Source organism: Pseudomonas sp. S2_E02 (genome assembly GCF_054668355.1).
In genome coordinates, this window is the sequence record NZ_CP162761.1 from 754,028 (window position 1) to 776,603 (window position 22,576).

Consider the following 22,576-nt stretch of genomic DNA (forward strand, 5'->3'; position numbering starts at 1 on the left):
AATAGAAAACCACGCGGTTGCGCGTGTAACTGTAGAAGAACATTAGTAAAAAATTCGTAAACATCCTGTAACAACTAACGAATTCGAAGCAAATCCTTGTAGGAGTGAGCCTGCTCGCGATAGCGGTGTGTCAGGTGTCGATGTGTTGTCTGACACACCGCTATCGCGAGCAGGCTCACTCCTACAATGGATCTCGGTGGGGTCAGAAAGATTTGCTGACGCTGGCGACGACGGTTGCCGTGCAGACATCTTTGAAGCCCCAATTGCTCAGGCATTGGGTTTGTGAGAGATCGGTGTCGATGTAGCTCAGGCCCAGTACCACGCCGGCGAGGTTATGGGTGAGTTTGACTTCCCACTCGCGATAACTGTCCTCGGCCTGCCCGGACGCCGAGTACAGATGCGGATCCTTGAAGTCCATATTGCCGTAACGCAGCTTCAGTCCCGAGTCGAACGGCAACTCGGTTTCATAACCAATGTAGCTGTACAGCGAACTCTGCTTGCTATCGATCCCCGGCGCATCACTGGAGTAATACGCCGCCAGCTTCACCCCGTAAACCCCGAGAATCCCGTAGACCTCGCTCTGGTTGAACTGGCTTTCCTTGGGGTAGGCGTACTTGATGTAGCCCAGATCGAGGCTGACTTCCTCGGTCGCCTGCCACAGCCAGCCGCCGTAGTAATCGACTTCCTGACGGGTTTTCAGACCACCACCGAAATCGACGTTGGAACTCCACGCGCCGAGGTACAGACCGCTGCTGTGCGCGAGGGTGAGACCGGCTTGCACGGCAGGGTCGTTTTGCGTTTGCGAGATGCCCCGCGTGCGGTAGTCGCTGGCGAGGGCCAGGTCTACCTCCAGCGCAAAGTCATCGTTCAAGGGGATCGCAAAACTGCTCAAGGGCAGCACGCTCAAGAAACTCAGGGCGAACAGGGGCAAGGCTTTCATGTGAGGTCCCGATGTTGTGATTGTTTTTGGGCAGTACGAAAACTGTGTGTGGGAATGCCATATCGGCCACTCTCACAAAACATGTGGGAGCGAGCTTGCTCGCGAAGGCGGTGGGTCAGTCAGTGAAGATGTTGAATGGACTGGCCTCTTCGCGAGCAAGCTCGCTCCCACAGGGTGGGATGGTTGTTGTTATTGGGTGGCGGTATAGACCTGACGGCCGCCGAACCAGGTCTGCAAAACCTGGGTGTCATGCAGGGCTTTGTTGTCGACGCTGAACACATCGCGGTCGAGCACGATAAAGTCAGCCTGCTTGCCCGGCGTCAGCGAGCCGATCTGCTTTTCCAGGCCAATGGTCCGCGCGGCGTTGACGGTGTAGGCGTAGAACATGGTTTCACGGTCCAGACGCTCATCGGCATTGAGTACACCCAACGGTCCGACACGGGTAATCGCCTGGGCCATGGCGTTGAACGGATTCGGTGTCGACACCGGCCAGTCACTCGCGCCGGCGATCGTCGCGCCCTGTTTCAGCAGCGAATGCGCCGGGTACTGGTAGCGGAAGGCGAGGGCGCTGACGTAGGGCTTGATCATCTCGGTGGTGTAGTCGTCGGCGCTGGCCCACAGCAGTTGCATTGAGGCAATGACATTGAGCGGTTTGAAGCGGGCGAACTCTTGCGGGTTGACCATTTGCAGGTGAGTGATCGAGTGGGTCACGCCGCTCTGACGATCCTTGCGCGCCTGAGCAATGCCGTTCAGCGATTCCCGCACCGCACGGTCGCCGATCGCGTGGATGTGCACCAGCCAGCCGCGCTGGTCGATGGCGCTGACCAGTTCGCCGAAATGCTGCGGATCGATCAGCAGTTCGCCCTGTTTGTGCGAGTTGCTGTACGGGTCGATCATCGCCGCGCTCTGCGCCGGGAATTCAATCACGCCGTCGGCGAAGATCTTGATCCCGGGCAGGGTCAGGTTGGGAATGCCCTGGAATTGCTGGCGCACCTTGTCCAGCGTATCGAGGTCGGCGGGTAGGCTTTTCGGGTTGGCCACCAACAGCGCCGCGACGTGCACGCTCATGTCGCCGCTTTCCGACAGGGCTTTATAGGCCGGCAGCACGCCGACGGTTTTCTCGGTCGGTTTGAGGGCGAACACCGCTTCACCCGGTGCGGCGTTGGCGGCTGGATCCATCCACGCGGTGATGCCCAGGCTGTTGTTGTAGCGCACCGCTGATTTGGCGGCGTTCAACATGTCGGCAGGGCTTGGCACTGGCATTTTCGAGGCGACCCGGTCCCAACCGGCGTCGACCACAAAGCCGTTCGGCTCACCGTTGGCCAGTTTGCCGATGGTGTCTTTTTCTGCGTCGGGCAGGGTTTTCAGCAGAGCCGCATCAATCCCGGCGCGCTTGAGCATGACGTTGTTGGCCCACGCCGTGTGGTGGTCGCTGCCGATAAACACCACTGGCACATTGGCCCATTCGCCGTTGTTGAAGGTGTTGCCCAAGGCTTCGGCCTGCGCCCAGTAAACCGAACTCATGCCGGCAATGCTCAGCACATCGCCGTGCCTGGCCTTGCCGTCTGCACGCCAGCCACGCAGGCGTTTTTGCAGTTCGTCGAGGCTGACGACTTCGTCTTCCATGTTCGCCGAGACCATTTCCAGTCCGCCGAAAATCGCGTGGGAATGGCTGTCGATCAGGCCGGGCATCAGCGCTTTGCCTTTGAGATCGATGACTTGGGTGCCGGATTCGATCAGGGCTTTGATCTGCGCGTCGGTGCCGACCTTCAGCACTTTGCCGTTCTCTACGGCGAGGGCTTGCGCCTTGGGTTGTGCGCGGTCGGCAGTGAAAATCTTGCCGTTGAGCAGGATCAGATCAGCAGCGGCCATGGCTTCCATCGAGGCAAAACTTACAGCGACTACCAACAGACTCGGGATGAATCTTTTCATTGAAGATTTCCTTGTTATTGCGTCTGATGGCGAGATTAGTGGCTGACAGCGGCCGACAGAACGCCTCCCTCACGAAAAACGTTTTTGCCTGAATGGAAAAAGTATGGATAAGCTGGGTGCATTGAAAATGTTCGTGGTCACCGCGCAGCTCGGCAGTTTCAGCCGCGCCGCCGAGCAGTTGGGCAAGACCCCGTCGGCGCTGACCAAAGCGGTCAATCACCTGGAATCGGAGTTGGGTGCGCGCCTGTTTGAGCGCAGCACACGGCGGATCCTGCTTACCGAAATCGGTCGGGTGTACCTGGAAACCGCACGGCTGGTGTTGCAGCGGCTGGACGAGGCCAACGAGGAAATCGAGCAGTTGCAGCACGGCTTGCGCGGCAACCTGAAAATCACCGCGCCGCTGGCGTATGGGCGGGCGTTTCTCGATCAGGTGTGTGACGGCTTTCTGCAGCAATACCCGCAGATCAGTCTGCAAGTGGACCTGTGCGATGCCTTCGTCAACCTGCTGGAAAGTGGTTACGACCTGGCGCTGCGTGAAGGCCACGATGACTTGCCGGGGCTGATCGCGCGGGTGGTGGGTAGCAATCGACTGGCCCTGTGCGGCAGTCCGGAGTACCTGGCGCGCAAGGATTTGCCGGTGACTCCGCAAACCCTTGAGCAGCATGAGTGGCTGCTCTATCAGCACCCGTTGCTCAGCCGCGAATTCTGGTGGGCCGAGCGCGACGGGCAGCGCTTGAGTCTGGCGCAACCGGCGGCGCCGCGGTTGCGCAGCGACAATTACGACTTGCTGCTGGCCAGTGCTTTGGCCGGGCGCGGTTTGCTGCACACGCCGCTGTGGAGCGCCGCACCGTATATTGCCGACGGGCGACTGGTGCGGGTCATGGCTGATTACGACATCGACCCGGATACCTTTGGCCCGCATATTCTCGCGGTGTACCCGAGCCATCGGCGGGCCACGGCGAAGGTGGTGGCGTTCATCGATTACATCTCGGCATTCCTCACCGAACGTGGCCTGAGCTGACAGCCCATTCCTGCGTAGAAGTAGCCTTCGGCAGCTCCTGACGGGGCGTTATGCCAGGACGGTCAGCCATGCCGAGAGCAGCAGCAACAACGCCAGTGCCGCATTCATGCGTTTGAACGCCCGTGGCGAACCCATCAACCGTGCGCTGCCCACACCCAGCAATGCCCAGAACGTCATACACGGCAGCGACACCAGCAAAAACGCCAGTGACAACACTAGCAGCCGCAGGGGCTTGTCACCCCCGCCCACAAACACGCTGACCACTGCCACCGCCATCATCCATACCTTGGGATTGACCAGTTGCAGCATGGCAGCGCCCAGCACGCTGAAACTTTCTTCCTGGGCATCCGCCGGGTTCAGTGATGGCGGCGTGCTGCGAAAGATCTGCCACGCCAGCCAGCTCAACCAGAGTACGCCGCCCCAGGCCATGGCTTGCTGCACACGCGGGTAGCGCAGCAACGTTTCGCCGGCACCGAGGCCGACCACCAGCACGATCAGGGCCGCCGCCGCGCAGGCGCCAAAAATGATCGGCAACGTGGCGAGCAGGCCTTGGCGCGAACTGTGGCTCAACACCAGAATATTGGTCGGCCCCGGCGTGATCGAGGCAACGAAAGCAAACAGCAGGAAGGGCAGTAATGACGCCATGATCGGGATTCCCTGAAAATCAACACAGGTCTCCATGATCGCCAGACGGCGTGCGTCAGTCTGGAAGGTTTGAGCAGCGTTTGCGGTAATCCGCCGGCGTCAGTTGATAGGCGCGCCGGAACCAGCGACCGAGATGGCTCTGATCGGCAAAACCGAGCACGCTGGCGACTTGCGCCGGCGTTTCACCGCGCGCCAGCAACTGCCGCGCCTTGGCCAAGCGCAACTGGATCAGGTAGGCGTGCGGCGCCAGACCGAAGGCAGACTTGAACGCCCGGCTGAGACGGAAACGGTCCACCCCGCAGACCCGCGCGAGATCATCGAGACCGATATCTTCATAGGTGTGCGCGTGCAGATAATCCCGCGCCAGTTGCGCCACCAAGGGCAGGCGCGGATCGAAAACCTGGCGCTTGCGCCAGTCGAGATGACGCGTGAGCGAGTTCAGCAGACCGTCGATGGCGGTCTGCCGGACGATGCGCAGATCGCCGTCATGCAAGGCATGGAAAGCGTGATTGATCGCTGTGGCCAGACGCGGATCCTGACTCAGCGTGTCGGCAAAACCGGGCTGGCTGTCGGACGGTGCGTATTCGAACAGCGCGTGCATTTCACGCTCCAGCCAGTGCGGATCGAGGTAGAGCATCGAATAGGTAAAACCTTCCTCGGTCGGCGCCTGGCCATCGTGGATTTCCCCCGGCTCCAGCAGGAACACATTGCCCGGGGTACTGCGATGACGCACGCGGCGGCAGTTGAACTGCTGCACACCTTGCTCGGTGACGCCGACGAGGAAGCTGTCATGCCAGTGCGGATCGTAGGCATGCCCCTGAAAATGAGCACGAATCGATTCAATCCCGGTGTCGGCATCCTGGGACAGCTCGATCCAGTTGCGTTTATCCACGAAAGCTCCAGTGTTAGCCATTGAAAGGTGCGGCCCCATAAAATACCGCGCAATGCTCATCGAGGTTTAGAAGATTTGTGCAGGTGAAGGGGGCTAGACTCAACAGGTCACGACCCCTTTGGCGACAGGTGGAATACGATGCTCAACCGATGCTCGCTCTGGGGCATGCTCACCCTGATCGGCCTTAGCCTGATGTTTACCGCAGGTTGCTCCAGCCGAAAACATTATCCACCTTCAGGTGTTGGCGATGCCTGCTACGCCAAAGCCCTGCCGTCGGTCGGCGAGGGCGGTCTGGCCTGGGGTTCCAGTTTGAACATGGCCCGGCAGAAGTCGATGAACAACTGCATTCGCTATGCCGGACGCTCCGGGGGCACGCCGGATACCTGTCAGGTGGTGTTGGCCAAGTGCCGATAGCTTTCTGTTGACATGGTTGCTTTTGGCAAATATATAGTTGCTTTAAGCAATTAATTGAGCATTTGTCATGTCCAGCAGCCATCTCCTCGAGCAAGCCGACGTCGTGCGCGGTTTCAACCGCTTCTACACCCATCAGATCGGTGTATTGCAGGAGCATCTGCTGCAAAGCGACTACTCGCTGACCGAGTTGCGCATTTTGTATGAACTGGCGTCGCGCGGTGACCTGACCAGCGCTGAACTGCGCCAGATGCTCGGCCTCGATGCCGGCTACATGAGCCGCATCATCAGCGGTTTCGAAAAGCGCGGCTTGATCCAGAAAGCGCCGTCGCCTACGGATGCCCGCGCTGCACAATTGCACCTCACCGACCTCGGGCGCGAAATTCTGGTCCCGCTGGAAAAGGCCTCCCGCGAACAGATCGTCGCCATGCTCGAGCGATTGCCAGAACCGCAGCAGAAACAACTGATCGGCGCCATGACGCTGATCCAGACACTGCTGCAAGGCAACAAAGACTCAACCTACGTATTACGCGATCCGCAACCCGGCGACATGGGTACGGTGATGCAACAGCAAACCGCACTGTATACCCGCGAATACGGCTGGAATTCGGAGTTCGAGGTGCTGGTGGCCGAGGTGGTCGCCAAGTACCTGCGCGATTACGACCCCACCTGTGAGCGCTGCTGGATTGCCGAAAAGGACGGCAAGGTCATCGGTTCGGTGTTCATCGTCCGCCAGGATGAAACGACCGCCAAACTGCGCATGCTCTACGTCGACGCCAGTGCGCGGGGCTTAGGTATTGGCAGTCGTCTGGTCGAGGAGTGCCTGCGCTTTGCCCGGCAGATTGGCTACAAGCACATGACCTTGTGGACGACCAGCAACCTGACGGCCGCACGCAAGATTTATCAGCAGGCCGGGTTTGAGTTGGTGGAGGAGGAGGCGGTTCACAGCTTTGGCAAGGACCTGGTAAGTCAGACGTGGGCGCGCGCATTGTGAGCTGTTTTTCGTCGGCGGGTGCAGTGAAAAGGCAGACGAAAAAAAACCGCCTTTGCGGGGCGGTTTTTTTGTAAACCCTGGTTTGCGACCGAGGTTTGTTGCTTCACTAGCCGAACTGACGTGTGAGGATAGTATGAGCCTTTGCGCCACCTTGCAACGGTAATAGCTTTTTTTGAACGACTTTTTTCCAGATCTGTTTATTTTAATAAACAGGCAGAAATAACGGTTTACAAAGGCAATAGAACTCTCTGCATGAAATCTTTTTATTGAGGTTATGATGCAGGCGCTCATATGTTAGTTCGGTAGTGAGGTCTGGCTGGAAAACTTAACAGTTTCATTCCCTTTGACACGGTTTTGCACCCGTGCCGGGATGATGGCTCAGAGGGTTTTCAACCGGCCGCCTCACTAGTCGAACTGACGTTCAGGCTGAAAGCAAGCATGGTCCGGTAAGCTTGCTGGAGGTTTGGCCCCCAGCCCTGGAGGCCAAAACGTATGAAGCTTTTGCTGCGTACGCTGAGCCTTGTATGGAGATTGTTTAAAGCCTTTCGCTTTTACGAGTTCCTGCGAGACCACTTTGACGACCTGAAGTAACGGCCGTTGAGGTGGGAGAAGCCCGTTTCAGTTTCGACTGAAACGGGCTTTTTTTGTTTTATAAAACTGTCATAAGTAGGATTTTTCTGTATCGGGTTTTTTGGCGTGTAGGGGATTTCTTCGGCAAGTGTAGGCGTTGTTCAAAACACTCTGTAATCCGCAAAAAGTGTTCGATTATCGAGTACCCAAACCTTCGTCCAATTGCCCCCTCCGACACTCCGGCGTACTGTGGCTCGATGTGCCTGAAACCCCATGAAACCAAAATAACGACAACAACGAGCAACGCCCCATGGACAGCCATCTGCTGAGCGATCGCAGCAGCGTATTTCGTCACGCTGACCCTTATGCCGTCTCCGACTACGTCAATCAGCACGTCGGCCAGCACTTCATCGGCCTGTCCAGAACCACCCACCCGCAAGCCAGCCTCAACCATCGCAAACTCGCCGATCTCGATCTGGCCCGCATCAGCTATGGCGGCAGCGTACGCGTGACCTCCGTGGCCCTGGAGACCGTTTACCATCTGCAAGTGCTGCTGCAAGGCAATTGCCTGTGGCGCGGGCACAAGCGCGAGCAGCATCTGGTGCCGGGCGAGTTGCTGTTGATCAACCCGGATGATCCGGTCGATCTGACTTACTCGGATGATTGCGAGAAATTCATCCTCAAGGTGCCGGTCAGCGTGCTTGAATCGGTGTGTGACGAGCAGCGCTGGCAGCGTCCGGCAAGCGGTATCCGTTTCCTGCGCAATCACTATCGGCTGGATGAGCTGGAAGGCTTCACCAACCTGCTCGCGATGATCTGTCAAGAAGCCGAGGCCAGCGATCCGTTGCTGCGGGTGCAGGAGCATTACGCGCAGATCATCGGCAGCAAACTGATCTCGCTGATGAGCACCAACGTCAGTCGTGAATGCCTGAGTGCACCGAACATCAGCTTCGAACGCATCGTCGATTACATCGACCGCAACCTGAAACTGGATTTGCCGGCTGAACATTTGGCCGCACAGGCGAGCATGAGCCCGCGCTCGCTGTACACCTTGTTTGAACGCCAACTGGGCGTTACGCCGATGCAATACATCCGCCAACGCAAGCTTGCGCGCATCCACGCCTGCCTCAGTGATCCAAGCTGCCCGGTGCGCAACCTCACCGAGCTGGCCCTCGACTACGGCTTCCTGCACCTGGGCCGTTTCTCCGAAAGCTATCGCCAGCAGTTCGGTGAACTGCCGTCGCAGACCTTCAAACGCCGCCACTAACACTCCCCGCTGAAACTTCCCCGAATCACCTGCCGCGCCATCCTGCACAAATCGGATAGCGATCTGCAGGATTCGGCTATTGCCTCCTGCATCGCCTCCCTAATCTGACCTGGCCTGAACAATAACAATGGAGGCCCCGGCCATGTCCCTGGGAATCGACTACCTCAATGCCATGCTTGAAGAAGACAAGGAGAAGGGCGCCTACCGCTGCAAGCGGGAGATGTTCACCGATCCGCGGCTGTTCGAACTGGAGATGGCGCACATCTTCGAAGGCAACTGGATTTACCTCGCCCACGAAAGCCAGCTCCCCAACAACAACGATTTTCTGACCACGACCATGGGGCGTCAGCCGATCTTCATCGCGCGCAACAAGGACGGTGTGCTCAATGCGTTCCTCAATGCCTGCAGCCATCGCGGCGCCATGTTGTGCCGGCACAAGTCCGGCAACCGCTCCAGCTACACCTGCCCGTTCCACGGCTGGACGTTCAACAACAGTGGCAAACTGCTCAAGGTCAAAGACCCGAGCGAAGCCGGTTATCCCGCAGGCTTCAACTGCGAAGGCTCCCATGATCTGACCAAAGTTGCGCGTTTCGAGTCCTATCGCGGCTTTCTGTTCGGCAGCCTGAATGCCGATGTGAAATCCCTCACCGAACATCTGGGCGAGTCGGCAAAAATCATCGACATGATCGTCGACCAGTCGCCAGAAGGCCTGGAAGTACTGCGCGGTTCCAGCTCCTACATCTACGAAGGCAATTGGAAACTCACCGCTGAAAATGGCGCCGACGGTTACCACGTCAGCTCGGTGCACTGGAACTACGCCGCCACCCAGAACCAGCGCCAGCAACGCGAAGCGGGTGAAGCGATCAAGACCATGAGCGCCGGCAGCTGGGCAAAAAAGGGCGGCGGTTTTTACTCCTTCGACCACGGCCATCTGCTGCTCTGGACCCGCTGGGCCAACCCCGAAGACCGTCCCGCCTACGAGCGCCGCGATGAACTCGCCCGTGATTTCGGTCAGGCTCGAGCCGACTGGATGATCGAAAACTCGCGCAACCTGTGCCTGTACCCGAACGTGTATCTGATGGATCAGTTCAGTTCGCAGATCCGCATCGCCCGGCCAATCTCGGTCGACAAGACTGAAATCACCATTTACTGCATCGCCCCCAAAGGCGAGAGCGCCGAGGCCCGCGCCAAGCGCATTCGGCAGTACGAAGATTTCTTCAATGTCAGCGGCATGGCCACGCCGGATGACCTGGAAGAGTTCCGCTCGTGCCAGACCGGTTACGGCGCCGGGCGTGGCTGGAACGACATGTCCCGGGGCGCGACCCACTGGGTTGAAGGCGCCGACGCAGCAGCCGAAGAAATCGACCTTAAACCACTGCTCTCCGGCATGCGCACCGAAGACGAAGGTCTGTTCGTGCTGCAACACAAGTACTGGCAGGAAACCATGCTCAAAGCCGCTGCCAGCGAATCACAACTGATCCCTGTGGAGGCCGTGTGATGAGCAACCTCTACGACAGCGTGCGCGATTTTCTCTACCGCGAAGCGCGCTATCTCGATGACGGCCAGTGGGATCAATGGCTGGAGCTGTACGCCGCCGACGCGACCTTCTGGATGCCGGCCTGGGACGATAACGACACCCTCACCGAAGACCCGCAAAGCGAAATCTCGCTGATCTGGTACGGCAACCGTGGCGGCCTCGAAGACCGCATCTTCCGGATCAAGACCGAGCGCTCCAGCGCGACCATTCCCGACACTCGCACCTCACACAACCTGAGCAACATCGAGATCGTCGAGCACAGCGAAGGGCAATGCCAAGTGCGTTTCAACTGGCACACCTTGAGCTTCCGCTATCAGGTCACCGACAGCTACTTCGGCAGCAGTTTCTACACCCTCGATCTGCGTGGCGAACAGCCGCTGATCAAGGCCAAGAAAGTCCTGCTGAAAAACGATTACGTCCGTCAGGTCATCGACATCTACCACATCTAGTCGACACGGCGAGGTGCACCATGAATTTCCAGATTGCGCTTAATTTCGAAGACGGCGTCACCCGTTTCATCGAGGCCGGCGGCCATGAAACCGTGGCCGATGCGGCGTATCGCCAAGGCATCAACATCCCGCTGGACTGCCGCGATGGCGCCTGCGGCACCTGCAAATGTTTCGCCGAGGCAGGGCGTTACGACATGGGTGACAATTTCATCGAAGACGCCTTGAGCGCCGATGAACTCGCGCAAGGTTATGTGCTGACCTGCCAGATGCGCGCTGAAAGCGATTGTGTGGTGCGAGTGCCGGCCGGCTCGCAGGTGTGCAAGACCGAACAAGCGAACTTCCAGGCATCGATCAGCACTGTCCGGCAATTGTCCGAGAGCACTATCGCGCTGTCGATCAAGGGCGAGGCGCTGAGCAAACTGGCGTTTCTGCCGGGCCAGTACGTCAATCTGCAAGTGCCCGGCAGCGAGCAGACCCGCGCTTATTCCTTCAGCTCATTGCAGAAAAACGGCGAGGTCAGCTTTCTGATTCGTAACGTGCCTGGTGGCTTGATGAGCAGCTTTCTCACCGGGTTGGCCAAGGCCGGCGACAGCATGAACCTGGCCGGGCCGTTGGGCAGTTTCTACCTGCGCGAAATCAAGCGGCCGCTGCTGTTGTTGGCGGGCGGCACCGGCCTGGCACCGTTCACCGCGATGCTGGAAAAGATCGCCGAGCAGGGCTGCGATCATCCCGTGCATTTGATCTACGGCGTGACCAACGATTTCGATCTGGTCGAACTCGATCGTCTCGAAGCCTTCGCCGCCCGCATTCCCGACTTCAGTTTCGGCGCCTGCGTGGCCAACCCGCTGAGTGCGCATCCACTCAAGGGCTACGTCACCCAGCACATTGAACCGCGCCACCTCAATGACGGCGATGTCGACGTGTACCTCTGCGGCCCGCCGCCGATGGTCGAAGCGGTCAGCCACTACATCCGCGAGCAGGGCATCACCCCGGCGAACTTCTACTACGAAAAGTTCGCTGCTGCGGCTGCCTGAAACCCTTCTTTCGAGGTTGTCATGAACAACAGATTCTCCAACAAGGTCGCGCTGGTCACCGGCGCGGCGCAGGGTATCGGCCGCCGCGTCTGCGAACGCCTGCTGAACGAAGGCGCACAAGTCGTCGCCGTCGATCGCTCTGAACTGGTTCACGAACTGCAAGGCGAGGGCGTTCTCGCGCTGACCGCCGACCTTGAGCAATACACCGATTGCGCGCGGGTCATGGCTGAAGCCATCAACACCTTCGGCCGTCTCGACATTTTGATCAACAACGTCGGCGGCACGATCTGGGCCAAGCCGTTCGAGCATTACGAAGTCGAACAGATTGAAGCGGAAGTGCGCCGTTCGCTGTTCCCGACGCTGTGGTGCTGCCACACAGCGCTGCCGTACATGCTCAAGCAAGGGCGCGGCGCCATCGTCAACGTTTCATCGATTGCCACCCGCAGCGTCAATCGGGTGCCGTACGGCGCCGCCAAGGGCGGCATCAACGCACTCACAGCATGTCTGGCCTTCGAAAACGCCGAGCGCGGCATTCGCGTCAACGCCACGGCTCCGGGCGGCACCGAAGCGCCGCCCCGGCGCATCCCGCGCAATGCCGCCGAACCGTCAGCGCAGGAGCAGGCCTGGTATCAAGAGATCGTCGCGCAAACCCTCGACAGCAGCCTGATGAAACGTTACGGCAGCCTCGACGAACAGGTCGGCGCGATCCTCTTTCTGGCTTCCGATGACGCCTCGTACATCACCGGCGTGACGTTGCCGGTCGGTGGCGGCGACCTCGGTTGACTACTTTTCAAGGGACATTGAAATGCAGCAAATTCTGATTGAAAACCTGACGACGATCATCGTCGACCTGCCGACCATTCGCCCGCACAAACTGGCGATGCACACGATGCAGAAGCAGACGCTGGTGATTCTGCGACTGCGCTGCAGCGATGGTATTGAAGGGATCGGCGAAGCCACCACCATCGGCGGTCTCGCTTACGGTTATGAAAGCCCGGAAAGCATCAAAGCCAATATCGATGCGCATCTGGCGCCGGCGCTGGTGGGTATGGAGGCCAACAACATCAACGCGGCGATGCAGCGGCTCGACAAGATCGCCAAGGGCAATACTTTCGCCAAGTCCGGCATCGAAAGTGCACTGCTCGATGCCCAGGGCAAGCGCCTCGGTTTGCCGGTCAGCGAGTTGCTTGGCGGCCGCGTGCGAGACAGCCTTGAAGTGGCCTGGACCCTGGCCAGCGGCGACACCGCCCGCGACATCGCCGAAGCCGAGCAGATGCTCGAAGCACGTCGCCATCGCATCTTCAAATTGAAAATCGGCGCCAACCCGCTGGAGCAGGATCTCAAGCATGTCGTGGCGATCAAAAAAGCCTTGGGCGAGCGCGCCAGTGTGCGGGTCGACGTCAACCAGTATTGGGATGAATCCCAAGCGATTCGCGGCTGTCAGGTGCTCGGTGACAACGGTATCGACCTGATTGAACAGCCGATTTCGCGGGTCAACCGCTCCGGGCAGATTCGCCTGAATCAGCGCAGCCCGGCGCCGATCATGGCCGACGAATCGATCGAAAGCGTCGAGGATGCTTTCAGCCTCGCCGCCGACGGCGCCGCCAGTGTGTTCGCCCTGAAAATCGCCAAGAACGGTGGTCCGCGTGCCGTGCTCAGAACCGCGCAGATCGCCGAGGCCGCCGGCGTCGCGCTGTACGGCGGCACCATGCTCGAAGGCTCCATCGGCACGCTGGCCTCGGCGCACGCCTTCCTCACACTCAAGCAACTGACCTGGGACACCGAACTGTTCGGCCCGTTGTTGCTGACCGAAGACATTGTCACCGAAACGCCGCAGTACCGCGATTTCCACTTGCACGTCCCGCGAACTCCAGGCCTGGGTCTGACGCTGGACGAAGAGCGTCTGGCGCGTTTTCGTCGCCACTGAATCAGGAGAGTCACCATGTTGTTCCACGTAAAAATGATCGTGAAATTGCCCGTCGACATGGACCCGTCATTGGCCACCCGGCTCAAGGCTGACGAGAAGGAACTGGCCCAACGGCTGCAACGCGAAGGCATATGGCGACACCTGTGGCGCATCGCTGGGCATTACGCCAATTACAGCGTGTTCGATGTGCCGAGCGTCGAGGCCCTGCACGACACGCTGATGCGCTTGCCGTTGTTTCCCTACATGGACATCGAGGTCGACGGCCTGTGCCGGCATCCGTCGTCGATCCACAGCGACGACCGCTAATTCTGAGCTCGCCGCATTTCCCTTGTGGGAGCGAGCTTGCTCGCGAAAGCGGTGAGCCAGTCACCATAGATGCTGAATGACACAACGCATTCGCGAGCAAGCTCGCTCCCACAGGGGAAGTGCGCTGAATAAGAGAACTGCGCCAACAAAACAACAAGATGAGGTAACCACCATGACCGTGAAAATTACCCACACCGCCGAGTTGCAAGCCTTCTTCAAAGAAGCCGCCGGTTTCGCCAACGACGAGGGTAACTCCCGGCTGAAAACCATCGTTCTGCGGATCTTGCAGGACAGCGCGAAAATCATCGAAGACCTCGACATCAGCGAGGACGAGTTCTGGAAAGCGGTCGACTATCTCAATCGTCTGGGCGCTCGTTCGGAGGCGGGATTACTGGTCGCCGGCCTTGGCATCGAGCACTTCCTCGACCTGTTGCAGGACGCCAAGGATGCACAGATCGGCTTGACCGGCGGCACACCACGCACCATCGAAGGCCCGCTGTACGTTGCCGGCGCGCCCCTGTGCGAAGGTGAATGCCGAATGGATGACTGCAGCGAAGAGGGCGTCGCCACCGTCATGCACCTCGAAGGCCAGGTGTTCGATCTGCATGGCCTGCCGCTGGCCGGTGCCACCGTTGATCTGTGGCACGCCAACACCAAGGGCACTTACTCGTTTTTCGACTCGAGCCAGTCCGAGTACAACTTGCGTCGACGCATCATTACCGACGCCGAAGGCCGTTACCGCGCTCGCAGCATCGTGCCGTCCGGTTATGGCTGCGACCCGCAAGGGCCGACCCAGGAATGCCTGAACCAGCTCGGCCGCCATGGCCAGCGTCCGGCCCATGTGCATTTCTTTATCAGCGCGCCGGGGCATCGGCATCTGACCACGCAGATCAATCTTTCGGGTGATCAATACCTGTGGGATGACTTCGCTTACGCGACCCGTGAAGGCTTGGTCGGGGAGGTGGTGTTCCGTGAAGACGCAGCGTCGGGGCGTTATGCCGAGCTGAAGTTCGACTTCCAGCTGCAACCGGCGCCGGACGCCAGTGCCGAACAACGCAGCCAACGGCCACGTGCGCTGCAAGACGCTTGATACCGAGTCGTCAGTGCCCCTCACCCTAGCCCTCTCCCAGAGGGAGAGGGGACTGATCGGGGTGATCTTGAGTGCTACGTCGACCTGAACGTTTTGTACCGAATCCAACCTGGTCGTTCAGGTCGATGCATAACGCTAAACAACTCGGTCGGCTCCCTCCGGGAGAGGGTTGGGAGGGTACTGACCGAGTCGATATTTAGTGCTACGCCGACCTGAACAGTTTGTGCCGAATCCATAATCGACTCGGTCGTTCAGGTCGATGTATCGCGATATACACCTCGGTCGGCTCCCTCTCCCTCCGGGAGAGGGCTGGGGTGAGGGGAAATCAGGCCTAAGGTAATGCGAAAAAGATATTGGCTACGTATTTTTAAGATCGTTTAGTTTTGTCGCAACGACGAATCAAAACGCATCAAACCGATAGACCCCCGATTGCCATGACGGCACACGCTGAATCGATCACAGGTTCTTCAGGTTTGATTCACACGGGAGTGAATCATGCCGCATACCCTCGACATCACCGCATTACCGACGCTGGACCTGTCGCTGTTCGAAGGCACGACGCAACAGCGCTACGAATTTCTTGAAAACCTGCGCGATGCCGCCCGTGACGTCGGGTTCTTCTACCTGACCGGGCATGGCATCGACAGCGCTTTGCTCAAGCAGGTACAGGCCTACGCCCGCCAGTTTTTCGCTTTGCCCGACAGCGAGAAAAACGCCGTCGGCATGATCAATTCACCGCACTTTCGCGGTTACAACCGTGCCGCCTCGGAGATCACCCGTGGCCAGCCCGATCTGCGTGAACAGTTCGATCTGGGCGCCGAGCGCGAGGTGTTGCCATTGACGGCGGACAGCCCGTCCTGGGCGCGGCTGCAAGGCCCCAACCAATGGCCGGCGGCACTGCCGGAACTGAAACCTTTGCTGCTGGAATGGCAAGAGGCGATGACGCGGATGTCGTTGCGCCTGCTGCGAGCGTTCGCTCAGGCACTCTCGCTGCGCGCCGATGCGTTTGATCAGCTCTACGGCGACAAACCCAACGAACACATCAAATTGATGCGTTATCCCGGTCAATCCAGCGAGTCAAGCCACCAAGGTGTCGGCGCACACAAGGACTCCGGGTTCCTCAGCTTCCTCCTGCAAGACCAACAGGCCGGTCTGCAAGTCGAAATCGAAGAGGGCCGCTGGATCGATGCGTTGCCACGCGAGAACACCCTGGTGGTGAACATCGGCGAATTGCTCGAACTGGCCAGCAACGGTTATCTGCGGGCCACGGTACATCGCGTGGTTTCGCCACCGGCGGGTAGCGAACGCCTGTCTGTCGCGTTCTTCCTTGGCGCGCAACTGGATGCCGTGGTGCCGCTGTATCCGCTGCCCACCGCACTGTTGCGCGAGGCGCGCGGGCCGGCGAGTGATCCGCTCAATCCGCTGTTTCGCGATGTCGGCTGGAACTACCTCAAGGGTCGTTTGCGCTCGCATCCGGATGTCGCGCAGCGCTTCTACGCCGATGCACTGCTGCCGCCACCGCCCGTTCGTAAATCCGCATGACTCAACCACCGCTCAAGGACTCCGCACATGATCAAGAAAGCAGGTTTGACCCTGGCCGTGCTCGGCGCACTGGTGACGTCGTTTGGTGCGCAGGCGCTGGAGCCGTTGCGCGTCGCCGCCGATCCGGTGCCCCACGCGCAGATTCTGACGTACATCCAGAAAATCGATCCGCAGCTAAATCTTAAAGTCATCGAGATCCCCAACGGGGTGAACTCCAATGAGCTGTTGGTACACGGTGATGTCGACGCCAATTACTTCCAGCACCTGCCGTACCTGAAATCCCAGGAAAAGGCCCTCGGCGAAAAACTCGCGGTGGCCGCCACGGTGCATATCGAGCCCTTGGGCATCTACTCGCACCGGCACAAAAGCTTCGCCGACGTGCCGGTAAAAGGCACCGTCGCCGTGCCCAACAACGTCACCAACCTGAGCCGCGCGCTGTACCTGTTGCAGGACAACGGTCTGATCAAGCTCAAACCCGGCTTCAACGATCCGGCGACCGATCAGGCGACGCCCAAGGACATCGCCGAAAACCCGAAACAACTGAAGATTCTCGAGATCGAATCGCCGCAGATTCCGCGCTCGCTGGACGACGTCGATCTGGCCGTGATCAACGGCAACTACGCGCTCGACGCAGGCCTGGTGCCGGCCAAGGATGCCTTGGGTCTGGAGAAAGCCGAGCACAACCCCTACGCCAACATTCTGGTGACCACACCCAAGCTCGAACACGACCCGCGTATCGCGCAACTGGCCAAGGACCTGACATCGCCCGAGGTCGCCAAATACATCACCGACAACTTCGCCGGCTCGGTGATTCCGGTGGCGGGCGGCAAGCCATGATCGCCGTCGAGCAGTTGAGCAAGACTTATCCTTCGGCCGCGCAACCGGCACTCGATCAGGTCTCGCTGAGCATTCCCGACGGTGCGGTCTACGGGATTCTCGGGCGCAGCGGCGCGGGTAAGTCGACGTTGCTGCGCTGCCTCAATCTGCTCGAACGACCGGACAGTGGGCGCATTCTGCTCGATGGTATCGACCTGACGACGCTGCCGGTCAGCGAACTGCGCCAGCAGCGTCAGCGCATCGGCATGATCTTCCAAGGCTTCAACCTGCTGCATTCGCGCACGGTGTTCGACAACATCGCGGTGCCGCTGGAGATCGCCAAAGTCGGCAAGCCGTGGCGCCATGTGCGGGTTCGCGAACTGCTCGAGCTGGTTGGCTTGAGTGACAAGGCGCAGGCCTTTCCCTCGCAGTTGTCCGGCGGGCAGAAACAGCGCGTCGGCATTGCCCGCGCTTTGGCCGCTGAGCCGGCGTATTTGCTCTCGGACGAGGCCACCAGTGCGCTCGACCCGGAAACCACCGAATCGATCCTGCAATTGCTGCGCGATATCAATCGGCAACTGGGCGTGACCATCGTGTTGATCACCCACGAACTGGACGTGGTCAAGTCGATCTGCGATCACGCCGCGTTCATGGCCAATGGACGTCTGGTCGAGGCCGGGCCGGTGCCACGGCTGCTGGCCGATGCGCAATCGCAACTGGGCGCTTCGCTGCGACCGACCTGCGGTTTGCCGCTGGGCCACGCTGAGCCGGGCCTGAGTTTTCTAAAACAATACGGCGTACGAGCGGCGCACTCATGAACCGCACGGTCAATTGGGATGAAATCCTGCAACTGGTGTTCAACGCCACCGGTGAAACCCTGTACATGGTCCTGCTCGCGGGGCTGTTCACGCTGCTGATCGGTTTGCCGCTGGGCGTGTTGCTGTTCATCAGTCGTCGCGACGGACTGCTGCCGATGCCACGCTTGAATGCCGTGCTGGGTGGCGTGGTCAACCTCGGCCGTTCACTGCCATTCGTGGTGATGCTGATCGCCCTGATCCCGCTGACGCGGCTGGTGGTCGGCACAACGCTGGGCAGCACCGCCGCTGTGGTGCCGATCACCATCGGCGCGTTTCCGTTTTTCGCACGCATCGTCGAAAACGCTCTGGACGAAGTCGACAAGGGGCGCATCGAAGCGATCCTCGCCATGGGCGGCGACATCTGTCATGTGATCTTCAAGGTGTTGCTACCCGAAGCGCTGCCGGCGTTGTTGGCCGGGATCACCTTGACGCTGGTGATGCTGATCGGTTTTTCCTCGATGGCCGGCGTGATCGGCGGTGGCGGGCTCGGTGATCTGGCGATCCGTTACGGCTATCAGCGGTTCAATAATGAAGTGATGGTTGCCACGGTGGTGGTGTTGGTGATCCTCGTCCAAGGCGTGCAAAGCCTGGGTGATCGATTGGTTCGTTCGCTGGCGCATCGCCGCTAAGGAATTGTATGAGTGTGCCGGTCGCCGTCGTCCGCGAACCGCTGATTCGTGTACGTGAGCTAAGCAAAATATTTGGCGCGAGCCGGGCGCTGGACGCGGTCAGCCTGGACATCTATCCCGCCGAAGTGGTGGCGCTGCTCGGCGCCAATGGTGCGGGTAAGTCGACTCTGGTGAAGATCCTCGCGGGCAGCCAGACTGCCGACGCTGGCGAGATCTGGCTGGAGGGCGCGCCACGCCATTTCAGTTCGCCGCTGTCGGCGCGACGCTTCGGTATTGTCGCGGTGCACCAACAGATCAACGAGGGCATCGCACCGGGTCTGAGCGTCGCGGAAAACCTCCTGCTCGATGAACTGTGCAAGCCGGACGCGGACTTCTGGCTCAATCGCCAACGCCTGCTGGAACGCGCTGCGAGCATCGCCGCCGGGCTGGGATTGACCTTGCCCCTGGAGCAGCCGATTGAGCATCTCGGTCAGGCCGAACGGCAATTGGTGGTGCTCGCTCGAGCCTTGGCGTTGCAGCCGCGCCTGTTGATTCTGGATGAGCCGACCGCCGCGCTCTCCGATGCCGAGGCGCAGCGGCTGTTTGGATTGATCGACACCTTGCGCACTCGTGGTGTGGCGATTCTGTACATCTCCCATCGACTCTCCGACCTGCAACGCGTGGCGGATCGCGCCATCGTTCTGCGTGATGGCCAGTTCGCGGGCGAGTTCACGGCGCGGCAATTGCCGGAAGCGGTGAGCGCCATGCTCGGGCAGGCGCTGGCCGAGCATGTTTATCAGCCAAGCGTGGCCGGGCGCGAGGTGTTGAAAATCAGCGCCATGCAAATCCTGCCGCGCTCCGCCGCGTTCGATCTGAGCCTGCACGAGAATGAAGTGGTGGTGCTCACCGGGCTGTTGGGTGCCGGTAAAAGCGAAATCGCCGAGGTGCTGTTCGGTCTGCGTAAAGCGTCCTCGGGCCGCTTGCAACTGGATGGCGCGGACTGGCGTGCGGACTCGCCACGCCAGTCCATTCAAAGCGGGGTGTTCTTCGCGGCCGAAGATCGCGCCAGTCAATCGCTGGTGCCGGATTTCTCTTTGCGTCGCACCCTGACTTTGCCGTTTCTCGAGCGCTTCACCCGCGGCGGTTTTATCCGCAACCGCGCCGAAGCAGCAGCGGTCGAGGCACAAGTGGCGGCGCTGGGGATCAAGACTGTCGGTATCGATGTGCCGATGACTGCGCTATCGGGCGGCAATCAGCAGAAAGTCGTGCTCGGCCGCTGGCTGCTCGGCGAAGGGCGGGTATTGATCCTTGATGAACCCTTTCAAGGCGTTGACGTGCGCGCCCGCCGCGACATCGGCCAACTGCTGCGCGACAGCGCCGAGGGGCGCGCGACTTTAGTGATTTGCGCCGACGTCGATGAAGCCCTGGAAATTGCCGACCGCATTCTGCTGGTGCGCGATCACGCCGTGGTCGCCGAGTACCCGCGTGCCGGCCTCAATCGTGCTGATCTGGTCGCTGCACTGGCGGGCAGCGACGCCACCGAACATTCCCCTCAAGCCACGCCAAGGAGCAGAGCGAGTGCCTGATTCAAGTTCACTGTTATCGACCGAGTCGGCACGCGCCGAACGTCTGCTGCACGTATTGATCCGCTACGGCCTGCTGTGGCTGCTGGCGCTGATCGTGGTGTTTTTCAGTGTGTCCGAGCCGGCATTCCTGCGCGTCGGCAACCTGTTCAGCATCCTGCAATCGGTGTCGATTGTCGCGCTGCTGGCGTTGGGCGTGACGCTGACCATGTCCGTGGGCGGCCTCGATCTGTCGATTGGCGCGGTGGCGGCGATGAGCCTGATGATCGCCAGTTACGTGATGGTCGTGCTCGGCTTGGGCGCGGTGCCGGCGGTGTTGATCAGTCTGGCCGGTGGGGCGCTGGTCGGCCTGCTCAACGGCTGGCTGATCGTCAAACTGCGGGTGCCGGACATTCTCGCGACGCTGGGCAGCATGTTTCTGGTAATCGGCGTGCAATTGATTCCCACCGGCGGACGCTCGATTGCGGTAGGCATGACGCTGCCCAGCGGTGAGGAAACCGAAGGTACCTTCAGTGCTGCGTTTCTGGCGCTGGGGCGTGGGCGGTTGTGGGAGGTGGTGCCGATTCCGGTGTTGATCACGGCGGTGGTCGCGATCGCAGTGTGGCTGTTTCTCGAGCGCACGCGCATTGGTCGTTTGTTCTATGCCATCGGCGGCAACGAGCAAGCCGCACGACTGGCCGGTGCACCGGTGCAGCGCTTCAAGTTATTGGCTTACGTGCTCTCGGCGTTGCTCGCATCGCTGGGTGGATTGTTGCTCGCGGCGCGCTTGGGCCGTGGTGACGTCAGTTCCGGTAACGGTCTGGTGCTGGATGCCCTCGGCGCGGCGCTGATCGGGTTTGCCGTACTCGGCGCGAAGAAGCCCAACGCCTTTGGCACCCTGGTCGGCGCGCTGCTGGTGGCGGCGTTGCTCAACGGTCTGACCATGCTCAACGCGCCGTATTACGCGCAGGATTTCGTCAAGGGACTGGTGCTGGTGCTGGCCCTGATGTTCACGTTCGGCCTCGCGCATCGGGCGCGTTGAGCCGCTTTATGCAAGGAAGTTGTATGCACGGTTCAATCACACAGTTCGCCCGTCACTGCCTCGCCGGTGCGCTGCTTTCGGCATTGGCGCTGAGCGCGCAGGCCAAAGCCTTGCCCGGCGCGCCCGCACCGTTCGACAAAGGTCAGGTGCAGATCGCGCTGGTGGGGTATTTGTTCTCCGGGGACTTCCCCGAGGCGTATTTGCGCGGCGTCGAAAAACAGACCGAAGCACTGGGTGCCAACCTGCGGGTATTCGATGCCCGGCAGCAAGCGGCGAGTCAGGGCGAGATGATCGATCAGGCAGTCGATCTGGGCGTCGACGGCATCATCGTCCAACTCGGCTTGGCCGAAACCCTTAAAGCACCGATTGATCGCGCTATCGCTAAAGGCATCAAAGTCGTCGCTTTCGATGTCGATCTGAACACCCCGCAAGTGACCCAGGTCGAGCAGGACCACCATGCGCTGGCGCGTCTGGCCCTCGATCAAGCCGTCAAGGACAACGGCACGAAGTTTGATGCCGGCTACGTGTACATCAGCGGTTTTACGCCGATGGAGCGCCGCGACGAGATCTGGAGTCAGGTCAAGAAAGCCAATCCGGGGATCGTCGAGAAGGCACGCTTTGGCACACTGAATCCGCCGATTGCCAACTCCGTGGCGGATCAGGCCAGCGCCGTGCTTCGAGCCAATCCAGGCATCAGCGTGATCTTTGCCCCGTTCGATGAGTTCGCCAAAGGCGCAAAAATCGCCGTCGACGAAGCGGGGCTGGCGAGTAAGGTCAAGATCTACAGCGCCGATATTTCCACTGCCGATATTCAAATCATGAAAGAGCCGGACAGCGCCTGGGCGGCGACGGCAGCGGTCAATCCGCAAGTGGCCGGGGCAATCAGTGTGCGCAGTCTGGCGATGTTGATTGCCGGGGAAAATCCGGGGCATCAGGTGCTGGTACCGCCGACACTGATTACTCGTCAACAGTTGCTGGATCTGGATGTGAAAAACGTGCGTGATCTGGCGCAGAAACTCCCGGCCTTCGGTGATACCGCGAATGTCGCACGGGCGTCGTGGATCCCGGTGGCCAACTAGAACATTTGCCACGACGTCGCCCCTGTGGGAGCGAGCCTGCTCGCGAAGAGGTCCG

22 protein-coding genes are annotated in these 22,576 nt (G+C 60.0%); 18 read left to right on the forward strand and 4 right to left on the reverse strand.

Annotation, left to right across the window (positions count from 1 at the left end; all coding sequences use genetic code 11):
* Positions 1-202: 202 nt before the first annotated feature.
* Together AB4O01_RS03340 and AB4O01_RS03345 are read right to left on the reverse strand one after the other, a co-directional pair.
* Entirely contained in the window at positions 203-940 is a 738-nt protein-coding gene (locus AB4O01_RS03340; RefSeq protein WP_257358355.1) for a TorF family putative porin, read from the reverse strand.
* Between the two features lie 189 nt (positions 941-1,129).
* Positions 1,130-2,872: an amidohydrolase gene (locus AB4O01_RS03345; protein ID WP_460090679.1), complete on the reverse strand. Its 1,743-nt coding sequence runs from the start codon at positions 2,870-2,872 to the stop codon at positions 1,130-1,132.
* 103 nt (positions 2,873-2,975) lie between these two features.
* On the opposite strand from AB4O01_RS03345, the gene AB4O01_RS03350 reads away from it, so the two are divergent.
* The gene (locus AB4O01_RS03350; protein WP_460090680.1) at positions 2,976-3,893 is read left to right on the forward strand and encodes a LysR family transcriptional regulator; all 918 of its coding nucleotides are present in this window, start codon (positions 2,976-2,978) and stop codon (positions 3,891-3,893) included.
* 48 nt (positions 3,894-3,941) lie between these two features.
* On the opposite strand, the gene AB4O01_RS03355 is transcribed toward AB4O01_RS03350, so the two are convergent.
* A complete protein-coding gene (locus AB4O01_RS03355) occupies positions 3,942-4,538 on the reverse strand; it encodes a LysE family translocator (RefSeq protein ID WP_460090681.1) in 597 nt (198 codons plus the stop codon).
* 55 nt (positions 4,539-4,593) lie between these two features.
* Positions 4,594-5,430 carry an AraC family transcriptional regulator gene (locus tag AB4O01_RS03360; RefSeq protein ID WP_460090683.1) on the reverse strand — a complete coding sequence of 279 codons (837 nt, stop codon included), beginning with the start codon at positions 5,428-5,430 and terminating at the stop codon, positions 4,594-4,596.
* A gap of 138 nt (positions 5,431-5,568) precedes the next feature.
* Here AB4O01_RS03360 and AB4O01_RS03365 point away from each other — a divergent pair, with 138 nt between their 5' ends.
* From AB4O01_RS03365 to AB4O01_RS03445, 17 genes are all read left to right on the forward strand, one after another.
* Positions 5,569-5,844, forward strand: a complete 276-nt coding sequence (locus AB4O01_RS03365) for a hypothetical protein (RefSeq protein ID WP_116255676.1) — start codon at positions 5,569-5,571, stop codon at positions 5,842-5,844.
* A gap of 67 nt (positions 5,845-5,911) precedes the next feature.
* Entirely contained in the window at positions 5,912-6,835 is a 924-nt protein-coding gene (locus tag AB4O01_RS03370) for a bifunctional helix-turn-helix transcriptional regulator/GNAT family N-acetyltransferase (RefSeq protein WP_460090684.1), read from the forward strand.
* A gap of 880 nt (positions 6,836-7,715) precedes the next feature.
* On the forward strand, positions 7,716-8,672 hold the full coding sequence (locus AB4O01_RS03375; protein WP_186624174.1) for an AraC family transcriptional regulator: 957 nt from the start codon (positions 7,716-7,718) through the stop codon (positions 8,670-8,672).
* Between the two features lie 142 nt (positions 8,673-8,814).
* Positions 8,815-10,170: a benzoate 1,2-dioxygenase large subunit gene (benA, locus tag AB4O01_RS03380; protein ID WP_460090685.1), complete on the forward strand. Its 1,356-nt coding sequence runs from the start codon at positions 8,815-8,817 to the stop codon at positions 10,168-10,170.
* Positions 10,170-10,658, forward strand: coding sequence for a benzoate 1,2-dioxygenase small subunit (gene benB, locus AB4O01_RS03385; RefSeq protein ID WP_460090686.1), 489 nt, complete (start codon positions 10,170-10,172; stop codon positions 10,656-10,658). Before benA ends, benB begins: the two co-directional genes overlap by 1 nt.
* Before the next feature lie 20 nt (positions 10,659-10,678).
* Complete coding sequence (gene benC / locus AB4O01_RS03390) at positions 10,679-11,692, forward strand: benzoate 1,2-dioxygenase electron transfer component BenC (protein ID WP_460090688.1); 1,014 nt, start codon at positions 10,679-10,681, stop codon at positions 11,690-11,692.
* Positions 11,693-11,713: 21 nt separating this feature from the next.
* On the forward strand, positions 11,714-12,475 hold the full coding sequence (locus AB4O01_RS03395; RefSeq protein WP_460090689.1) for a 1,6-dihydroxycyclohexa-2,4-diene-1-carboxylate dehydrogenase: 762 nt from the start codon (positions 11,714-11,716) through the stop codon (positions 12,473-12,475).
* Positions 12,476-12,497: 22 nt separating this feature from the next.
* Positions 12,498-13,619 (forward strand): muconate cycloisomerase family protein, encoded by a 1,122-nt coding sequence (locus AB4O01_RS03400; protein ID WP_460090690.1) that lies wholly within the window; start codon positions 12,498-12,500, stop codon positions 13,617-13,619.
* Positions 13,620-13,634: 15 nt separating this feature from the next.
* Complete coding sequence (gene catC, locus AB4O01_RS03405; RefSeq protein WP_460090691.1) at positions 13,635-13,925, forward strand: muconolactone Delta-isomerase; 291 nt, start codon at positions 13,635-13,637, stop codon at positions 13,923-13,925.
* Between the two features lie 172 nt (positions 13,926-14,097).
* Positions 14,098-15,015: a catechol 1,2-dioxygenase gene (gene catA, locus AB4O01_RS03410; protein WP_460090692.1), complete on the forward strand. Its 918-nt coding sequence runs from the start codon at positions 14,098-14,100 to the stop codon at positions 15,013-15,015.
* Between the two features lie 495 nt (positions 15,016-15,510).
* Positions 15,511-16,557, forward strand: coding sequence for an isopenicillin N synthase family dioxygenase (locus tag AB4O01_RS03415; protein ID WP_093433460.1), 1,047 nt, complete (start codon positions 15,511-15,513; stop codon positions 16,555-16,557).
* A gap of 27 nt (positions 16,558-16,584) precedes the next feature.
* Complete coding sequence (locus AB4O01_RS03420; RefSeq protein WP_093433458.1) at positions 16,585-17,394, forward strand: MetQ/NlpA family ABC transporter substrate-binding protein; 810 nt, start codon at positions 16,585-16,587, stop codon at positions 17,392-17,394.
* A complete protein-coding gene (locus AB4O01_RS03425) occupies positions 17,391-18,191 on the forward strand; it encodes a methionine ABC transporter ATP-binding protein (RefSeq protein ID WP_093433455.1) in 801 nt (266 codons plus the stop codon). The genes AB4O01_RS03420 and AB4O01_RS03425 overlap by 4 nt, the downstream gene beginning before the upstream one ends.
* Positions 18,188-18,859, forward strand: a complete 672-nt coding sequence (locus AB4O01_RS03430; RefSeq protein ID WP_093433452.1) for a methionine ABC transporter permease — start codon at positions 18,188-18,190, stop codon at positions 18,857-18,859. The genes AB4O01_RS03425 and AB4O01_RS03430 overlap by 4 nt, the downstream gene beginning before the upstream one ends.
* A gap of 8 nt (positions 18,860-18,867) precedes the next feature.
* Complete coding sequence (locus AB4O01_RS03435; protein WP_093433449.1) at positions 18,868-20,424, forward strand: sugar ABC transporter ATP-binding protein; 1,557 nt, start codon at positions 18,868-18,870, stop codon at positions 20,422-20,424.
* Positions 20,417-21,442, forward strand: coding sequence for an ABC transporter permease (locus tag AB4O01_RS03440; protein WP_093433446.1), 1,026 nt, complete (start codon positions 20,417-20,419; stop codon positions 21,440-21,442). The genes AB4O01_RS03435 and AB4O01_RS03440 overlap by 8 nt, the downstream gene beginning before the upstream one ends.
* Positions 21,443-21,465: 23 nt before the next feature.
* Positions 21,466-22,521 (forward strand): substrate-binding domain-containing protein, encoded by a 1,056-nt coding sequence (locus AB4O01_RS03445; RefSeq protein WP_093433443.1) that lies wholly within the window; start codon positions 21,466-21,468, stop codon positions 22,519-22,521.
* Positions 22,522-22,576: the final 55 nt, after the last annotated feature.